Source organism: Aquibacillus kalidii, from assembly GCF_014280935.1.
Classification (GTDB): domain Bacteria; phylum Bacillota; class Bacilli; order Bacillales; family Amphibacillaceae; genus Aquibacillus_D; species Aquibacillus_D kalidii.
In genome coordinates this window covers 1-8,800 of record NZ_JACLZI010000033.1, presented here as the reverse complement: position 1 = coordinate 8,800, position 8,800 = coordinate 1, and the positions used below count along the sequence as shown (strand labels likewise).

Here is an 8,800-nt window from a genome sequence, read left to right as displayed (position 1 = left end):
GAATTCTCTATGTAAAGGGCTCCTTACATTGCGAAATTAGAGAAACCATAAGATTTCGCTTTGTTAAAGGGCAGCTAACGTCGCGAAATTAGAAAAATAATAAGATTTCGCTTTGTTAAAGGGCAGCTAACGTCGCGGAATCAGAAAAAACATAAGATTTCGCTTTGTTAGAGGGCAGCTAACGTCGCGAAATTAGAAATACCATAAGATTTCGCTTTGTTAGAGGGCAGCTAACGTCGCGAAATTAGAAATACCATAAGAATTCGCTTTGTTAGAGGGGCTAACGTCGCGAAATTAGAAAAATAATAAGATTTCGCTTTGTTAGAGGGCAGCTAACGTCGCGAAATTAGAAAAATAATAAGATTTCGCTTTGTTAGAGGGCAGCTAACGTCGTGAAATTAGCGGAACAATAAGAATTCGCTTTGTTAAAGGGCAGCTAACGTCACGAAATTAGAAATACCATAAGAATTCGCTTTGTTACATTGCCTATCCAACTTCTTACTGGTGATTCTATACAAAAAGTGTCCTAGTCTTATAAAGGTTTCACTTATTGCACAGATACATTTTGGCAAAAAATAAAAAAGGCTCATCCTCATTGGAGAGCCTTTTTTATTTTTATTTTTCGATGAATTCTACTAATTTTGAGACTTTATCGTCTGTTAAATCTCCTGAATTATCAAATTCCAAAATGTTAGCTTCAGGAATATCCCAATTCACTGTTGGAACAAAATCAACTCTAGTTTCATAGGAATCCCAATTTTCTAGCTTCCAAGTATCTCGAATTGTTCCACGATCTTCAATGCGTTCTCTTTGTGTCTCTATATCATTCAGAGTCACAATCACTACTTTTACATCAACCTCATCAAAAGACTTGTTACTAGCTTGTAGGACTTCTTCAATCCATGTTTTATTCTTAAGTTCAGCAGTAAATGGGGAAATCATAAAAACATCTTGTCCTGCAGCAAGATTATCGATACAAATATCTTTCGTCGTATCGTATTCTAAATCTCTTAAATTCTCTTTATAGAACTCTGAATCACGATCATTTTTATCCAACCCTTGCATTTCTAAAATATGTTCTACAAACCGACCGCCAACAGTATCGCGATCAAGAAATGCACATGGCCTTTGTTTCGCAATTTTCTCTGCCACTGTTGTTTTACCTGTTCCTGCAACGCCAACAAAAAATACTAGTTTCTGCATTCCAACACCTCATATTGTAACCGTTATTTTTCTTCTATTTTCCATTATGCCATGAAATTGGATCAACGAAAAGGAAAAGCTCACAAGAGGGTTATCCCTCCATGAGCTTTTCTTCTTTTACCTCTTTACCAAAAAGGGATAAAGCAAGTATCTCTGCAACATCCATTGTACCGATTTTGTTATCCACTTCTTTTGCTTTTGTTCCATCACTTAACATCGTTAAACAAAAAGGACAGGCGCTTGATATCATAGTAGGATTTACTCGCATCGCTTGTTCCGTTCGTTCTTCGTTAATACGAGTCCCTGTTTTATCTTCCATCCACATTAATCCACCACCCGCACCACAACACATCGCATTTTCTCTAGTCCGGTCCATCTCTACTAAGTTCAGACCTGGAATTGTTTTTAGAATTTCACGTGGAGGATCATAGACTCCATTATATCTTCCTAGATAACAGGAGTCATGATAGGTAATCGTTTCTTCTATATGGTGAACGGGTTGTAGTTTACCTTCCATAACCCAATCATATAAAACTTGAGTATGATGATAAACCTCCGCCTCAAAACCAAAGTCAGGATATTCATTTTTGAAAATATTGTAAGCATGTGGATCAATGGTGACTATTTTTTTCACATCATGCTTTTGGAATTCCTTTATATTTTTTTCGGCTAGTTCCTGGAATAAAAACTCATTTCCTAGTCGTCGGGCTGTATCTCCTGAATTAGCCTCTTTATTTCCAAGAATGGCATACTTAATTCCAGCCTTGTTCATTAGCTTAGCAAACGCTAATGCAATCTTTTGACTTCTACTATCATAAGCCCCCATAGAGCTGACCCAAAATAAATACTCGAAGGTTTCCCCTGACTTTTTAAGTTCCTTAACAGTCGGTACATTTACAGAGGGGTCAAGACCGCGCCAATCTTCTCTCTCCCGTTTTGATAATCCCCATGGGTTACCTTGTCGTTCAATGTTCATCATTGCCCTCTGCGCATCTTGATCCATATTACCTTGGGTTAGGACAAGATATCTACGTAAGTCTATAATTTTATCTACATGCTCATTCATCACTGGACACTGATCTTCGCAATTACGGCAAGTGGTACAAGCCCAGATTTCTTCTTCCGTGATCACATCCCCTATTAGGCTTGATCCATTTGGAACTTCCAGACCTGCAGCTACCTCATGATCTGACGAAAAACGGTTGGCTTGACCAGATTTTGCTAGCCTATTGCCTTCTGTATTGGCAAATGCCTTTACTGGTACCCATGGTGACTTACCCGTTACAGCCGCACCTGTTCGTGTTAATTGATCCCGCAACTTAACGATTAGATCCATTGGTGAAAGGACTTTTCCTGTAGAAGTTGCCGGACATACACTCGTACAGCGCCCGCACTCCACACATGAATAAAAATCAATCATTTGTAGCTGTTTAAAGTCTTCTATTTTCCCTACACCAAACGTAACATCATCCTCTATCTCCTCATCCTCTACTTCAAAATTTATTTTTTCCAATTTACCTGGAGGAACATTTCTACTTAAAAACACATTGATCGGTGCTGCTATTAGATGGGCATGTTTAGATTGCGGTACGTACACCAGGAAGCTTAGGAGTGCAATCAGGTGAACCCACCAAGCAATAAAGAAAATAGCAGCAGCTAAAGTTGGGGGCACAAAATAGAAAGCGCTTGCAATTAAATACGCAATTGGTTCTGACCAACCACCTGACTCTCCGTGCCAAATTAAGTCCATTCCATTACCAACTAGTACAGATAGCATTAAGGTTCCAATAAAGATTAAAACAAGTCCTGCTTTAAGTCCTCTTTTTAACCGAGCAAGCTTTTCCATATAGCGTCGGTAAAAAGCCATACAAACCGCTATTAAAATCATTACGGTTACCATTTCTTGAAAAAAGGTAAACCCTTCATAAAATATTCCTAGAGGCAAGTGCGAGCCAGGGACTAACCCTTTATAAATAAAATCAATGGCACCAAATTGGACCAGAAGAAAGCCATAAAACATCATAACGTGAATAATACCTGACTTTTTATCCTTTAATAACTTTTTTTGCCCAAAGACATTTATCCATATTTTCTTCCATCTTGTCTTTAGCTGGCCATCAAATTCTGTTTTCCTCCCTAATTTTATATATGCGATACGAGTACTTACAACACGTAAAAACAAATAAATAGCATAGATTAAACAAATGAAAAACATAATCCAATTGACAACTAACATCCCCATTTTTTGCTCCCCCTTTGTTTTGTTATACCTTATTATATGTATACTTTAAATTATGAATGAACATTCAGTCAATATTTTTGTTGTGAATATTCATGTTTTTAAACATTATGGGTAGATTAAATGACTACAGAAGTAATTGAAAGGAGTCTAAATTTGGTACTCTTAACCTTTTCTATTGTTTTATTATTAATCCTACTCCTAGTTATGGATTTTAAAATTGGGGAGCGAGTGTATCAAAAAAATCCTCCTAATATAAATATCAATCAAATTTCAGCTAAATATGATTTATTTACTGACGGAAATACTTTATTTACTTCCTTCTTCCAAGACTTAAGAAATGCGAAGAAAAGTATTAATGTTATGTTTTATATTGTTAGAAATGATGAATTAAGCAGAGAAATGTATCAAATACTGAAAGAAAAGGCACGCGAAGGGGTTAGTGTTCGATTTCTTGTTGACCGTATTGGTAGCTTAAAATTAAGCAGAGAAATTATTCAAGATCTTAAAACAAGCGGAGTTCACTTTGCCTACAGTAATCAACCAACATTTCCATTGTTTTTTTATAAATTAAATCGTAGGAATCACCGTAAAATCTCGATTATTGATGACGAAATTGGTTATATTGGTGGGTTTAATATTGGAAAAGAGTACATAGGAGCAGATCCTAAACTCGGTGCCTGGCGAGATTATCATTTAAAGGTTACTGGCAATATTGTGGAGGCACTTCAATTTGTTTTCAAATACGACTGGAGTTGTGCCTTAGCAAAAAAGCGTCTACCTGTTCCTAAATACAATTTTGAACTTGAACGATCGATCAAGTCCCTCATGAATATTTTCGTAACAGAAAGTGGTCAATTAGAGGAGCGAATGGTCCAGTGGATTGATAAGGCAAAATCTGAAATATTAATCGGAACCCCCTACTTTATACCAACTAATCGAGTAATGAAAGCACTAGTTGCCGCATTAGATCGGGGTGTGGAGGTTTCACTACTCGTTCCCGAAAAAGCAGATCATCTATTTGTTAAAAGTGGTGCGCTACCATTTTACAAGCAGTTCTTGCAATCCGGTGGTAAAGGATATCTATATACAAATGGTTTCTACCATGCAAAAGTCATGATTATTGATGAAACATTTTGTGATATTGGAACAGCTAATTTCGACCAACGAAGTATGATTCTAAATAAAGAAATAAATGCAGTTATAGACTCCAATACCGGATTCATTAAGGACATTCGCACTGCTTATTTTAGAGATGTGGAATCCAGTAAGTCTCTTACAGAAAACTGGATCAAACAACAACCGATCTCGACAAAGTTATCTGCCGTCATCGCTAGATGTATTAGACCTCTTTTATAGATTGGAGTGATAATGATGAAAGAAGTAATTTTAGCTATCTTAACAGGAATTATTGTCGGATTCCTTTTTGCATGGCTTAAACTACCGATACCTGCACCTCCAGCCCTAGCAGGAGTTATGGGGATTGTTGGTATTTACTTTGGTTTCAAGTTGTTCAACTGGATACAGCAAGTTATGTGACACAAAAACTGAACACCAACATGTTAAGAATGGAAGCATCAGATATTATCTGATATCGGATTATAGGGGAGCAGTAATCACTCCCCTTATTTGCTTATTCAAAAGTGTACATCATCCAAAAACCTATATCTTCAAATCCAATACGTTTATAGATTTTTCCTGCATCAGGATTATCGTAAAACAAGCATAATTCTTTCCCCTCATGCAACAACTCCTTACAGAGCTTCGTCATACATTTGGTCGCATAGCCTTTCTTTTTATACTCCTGAGATGTGGCAACTCCTACGACCATTGCAGAAATACTATTTTCTGCAGATGTTGAAGCAGTCGATACCATTTCGTTTCCATCCTCTATATAAAATACACGAGACGATCCACTTTCCATGTTTCGTTTTTTACTTTCCTTGGTAAAGCTAATTTCCTTAAATTCCGGAACACTTTTCAACAGTTTTTCTAAGCGAGGAATATCCACTGTTTTAGCCTTTTTTACTGAAGATGTATTAATGTCGGGTAGTCTTGTTTCATTAGTGCACTTTGCATAAAATAATTCCCTCTTTGATTTCAAATAAAAATTTAAATGTGGTTCAAATTGCTTCGTTATCTCCTTTAGTCCGGATAGCATTGGTGTGTGGTCTGCCTGGTTAATAATTGCAGCAAAGCCTTTAACATCAAAAGAGCCAATCGCAAAAGGAATATAGTTTTTTTCATACTTTAGTAGGATAGCACGTAATTCACCGTGTTGATCAAAATCACCCCAGACTTTCTGAAAATCACTTCGGTAACCATATGCTTCAATGTCCCCAATAATAAATAAATTTTCTGCTGGTTTTTTATGAATCAAACGTTGGCAAATCCCGTCGTCTGCTTCCGTCAGCTGCCTGATCATAGCATCCCCTCACTTTTGTTTTTTTAAGGGATATCATAGCAGTAATCTTTAGATAAAGTAAAGTGTTTTATTAAATGTTCTTCACACATTCCTTTGACACAATAGGACACTGTGCGGTTTAAAAATCACCCTACCAACATCTTCATTTTAGGATAAAAAAAAAGAGACAGTTAAACTGTCCCTACATGCTTTCTGGTGCACTAACTCCGATTAGTTTTAGGCCGTTAGCGATCGTGATTCTTACTGATTTCATTAGCGCAATTCTTGCTTTCGTACGTTCTACATTTTCAGTATCTAATACCTTTTCAGCATTATAGAAGCTGTGCAAGCTTGATGCTAGGTCAAAAATGTACTGCGTAATACGATGTGGTGTACGATTTTCTGCTGCATCTGCTACTACTTGTGTAAATTCACCAAGGCGTTTTAGCAATTCTTCTTCTTTTTCAGAAGTTAGAAGTTCGCCATTGTACCCTTCCGAATCTAACCCTTTTTCCTCTGCTTGTTTTAGCATCGTACAAATTCTTGCGTGTGCATACTGTACGTAGTAAACCGGGTTTTCGTTAGATTCTGATCTTGCTAGATCCATGTCGAAGTCGAGATGAGAGTCACTAGAACGCATGACGAAGAAGTAACGCATTGCATCGATCCCAACCTCTTCCATCAATTCACGCAATGTAACAGCTTTACCGGTACGCTTACTCATTTTCACTTTTTCGCCATCCTGGAACAAGTTAACCATTTGGATGATTTCTACTTCTAATGTATCTGCTTGGTAACCTAACGCCTGGATAGCTGCACGCATTCTTGGAATATAACCGTGATGGTCTGCACCCCAGATATTAATTAATGTTTCAAATCCACGATCTAATTTATTTTTATGATAAGCAATATCTGGCGTTAGGTAAGTGTAACTACCGTCATTTTTAATTAATACACGATCCTTATCATCACCAAAATCAGTAGATCGTAACCAAGTAGCACCATCTTGTTCGTAGATAAAGCCTTTTTCGTTTAGTGTATCTAAAGCTGGTTGAATTTTTCCATCTTCATATAAAGATGTTTCAGAAAACCATTTATCAAAATGAACACGGAATTGGGCTAGGTCATTTTCGAGTTTCTCTAACTCATACTTCAACCCATACTCCCTGAAAAAGGCTAACTGCTCTTCGTTTGATTTTTTTGTCCATTCATCTTTATATTGTTCAACTAGTTTTTGTCCAAGTTCAATAATATCTTTACCATGATAGCCGTCCTCAGGCATCGAAAAGTCCTGGCCCAATGCTTGCATGTAACGTGCTTGTACAGAGTTTGCTAAATTGGCAATTTGGTTACCAGCATCATTAATGTAATATTCACGCTGTACGTCGTAACCCGCTTTATCTAAAATGTTGCAAAGCGTATCCCCAACTGATGCACCACGAGCATGTCCAAGATGCAGATCACCTGTTGGATTTGCCGATACAAACTCGACTTGGATTTTGTGGCCTTTTCCTGTATTAGAGGAACCGTATGCTTCTTGTTGCTCTAAAATGGTAGGAATTAGGTCCGCAAGATATTGGTTGTTCATAAAAAAGTTAATAAAACCTGGCCCTGCAATCTCCACATTTGTAATCGACCCTTTAGCTTGATCAAAATTATTAATGATTTCCTCTGCAATTTGTCTAGGAGCTTTTTTAGCGATTCTAGCCAGTTGCATCGCAATATTCGTTGCATAATCACCGTGTGCTTTATCTTTTGGTTGCTCTAAAATAATAGCTGGTAATTCTTCTTGTGTGGCAAGCTCTGCTTTCAAAACAGCTTGTCTTATTTCAGCTTTCAGGTTTTCTTGCATTTGCTGCATAATGTTCATTGTATTACCTCCTTAAATATAATCGTCAAACGATGCCTTCTTTCCCCTTCACCGTTTAGCTTAGTTGTATAACTAATAAATAGTTTTCCTTTGCCACTGGTTGGCTGTTCATATGTAATCTGATCAGTATGTGTCTCCATATGGATAGTTCCATAGGCATGACGGTACACATTTTCAGTCACTTGTTTTTTGCGAAATTGCTGGTTCATGTCTACTGCACCAGATCGTTTTACACTTACTTTATCTGGATTTATCGTAATCAAGGAATTAACATCTTCCTGATCTTCTTGATGTTCCGTAAAGGTTAACACAGAGGTATGTCCTTTCTGAATAAAACTACCTTGCTCTTCCATTACGGTAACACTTTTTTGTCCTAGTTCTCTAATTTCGGTTGTCATCTTTATGTGAACAGGAATTTTCGTAGCTTCCATTTTATCACCCCTTGCAAAATGGGATTCGAAGTTAAGTATAAGAATGTATAAGGAAAAAAACAAGTTTTTTAGAAAAGTTAGTCTGTTGTTGTCCCCACTAGTTATCTTATATTTCTATATTAGACTCTTTTCATACATTGTTGCTGCTTTAAATACGTATTTGAGATAAAATCTGCAGTAACTATATTCTTTAATTAACTGAGTGCTAATGCGACGCTGTGGATTGTGAATCGAAAGGAATTCTAACGTCGCGAATTAGATAAATATCAAGAATTCTCTATGTAAAGGGCTCCTTAAATTGCGAAATTAGAGAAACCATAGGAATTCACTTTGTTAGAGGGCAGCTAACATTGCGAAATTAGAAATACCATAGGAATTCGCTTTGTTAGAGGGCAGCTAACGTCGTGATATTAGAAAAATAATAAGAATTCGCTTTGTTAAAGGGCAGCTAACGTCGCGAAATTAGAAATACCATAAGATTTCGCTTTGTTAAAGGGTAGCTAACGTCGCGAAATTAGAAATACCATAAGATTTCGCTTTGTTAAAGGGCAGCTAACGTCGCGAAATTAGAAATACCATAAGATTTCGCTTTGTTAAAAGGCAGCTAACATCGCGAAATTAGAAATACCATAAGATTTCGCTTTGTTAAAAGG

Annotated in this window: 7 protein-coding genes; 2 read left to right on the top strand and 5 right to left on the bottom strand. The window is 36.9% G+C overall.

Features of this window, described 5'->3' with window-relative positions:
• Window positions 1–615: 615 nt before the first annotated feature.
• Entirely contained in the window at window positions 616–1,203 is a 588-nt protein-coding gene (locus H7K77_RS06675; protein ID WP_186576956.1) for an AAA family ATPase, read from the bottom strand.
• Between the two features lie 91 nt (window positions 1,204–1,294).
• A complete protein-coding gene (locus tag H7K77_RS06670; protein WP_186576955.1) occupies window positions 1,295–3,445 on the bottom strand; it encodes a heterodisulfide reductase-related iron-sulfur binding cluster in 2,151 nt (716 codons plus the stop codon).
• A 120-nt stretch (window positions 3,446–3,565) separates the two neighbouring features.
• Between H7K77_RS06670 and cls the strand changes: the two genes are divergently transcribed.
• Together cls and H7K77_RS06660 are read left to right on the top strand one after the other, a co-directional pair.
• Window positions 3,566–4,801 carry a cardiolipin synthase gene (cls, locus tag H7K77_RS06665; protein WP_222599254.1) on the top strand — a complete coding sequence of 412 codons (1,236 nt, stop codon included), beginning with the start codon at window positions 3,566–3,568 and terminating at the stop codon, window positions 4,799–4,801.
• A 15-nt stretch (window positions 4,802–4,816) separates the two neighbouring features.
• Complete coding sequence (locus H7K77_RS06660) at window positions 4,817–4,981, top strand: XapX domain-containing protein (RefSeq protein ID WP_186576953.1); 165 nt, start codon at window positions 4,817–4,819, stop codon at window positions 4,979–4,981.
• Between the two features lie 94 nt (window positions 4,982–5,075).
• Here H7K77_RS06660 and H7K77_RS06655 read toward each other — a convergent pair whose 3' ends face one another.
• The 3 genes from H7K77_RS06655 to H7K77_RS06645 all read right to left on the bottom strand — a co-directional run bounded on the left by H7K77_RS06655 (window position 5,076) and on the right by H7K77_RS06645 (window position 8,147).
• Complete coding sequence (locus tag H7K77_RS06655) at window positions 5,076–5,867, bottom strand: GNAT family N-acetyltransferase (RefSeq protein ID WP_186576952.1); 792 nt, start codon at window positions 5,865–5,867, stop codon at window positions 5,076–5,078.
• A 181-nt stretch (window positions 5,868–6,048) separates the two neighbouring features.
• Window positions 6,049–7,716 carry an arginine--tRNA ligase gene (argS, locus tag H7K77_RS06650; RefSeq protein ID WP_186576951.1) on the bottom strand — a complete coding sequence of 556 codons (1,668 nt, stop codon included), beginning with the start codon at window positions 7,714–7,716 and terminating at the stop codon, window positions 6,049–6,051.
• Entirely contained in the window at window positions 7,713–8,147 is a 435-nt protein-coding gene (locus tag H7K77_RS06645) for a DUF1934 domain-containing protein (protein ID WP_186576950.1), read from the bottom strand. The genes argS and H7K77_RS06645 overlap by 4 nt, the downstream gene beginning before the upstream one ends.
• Window positions 8,148–8,800 lie beyond the last annotated feature (653 nt).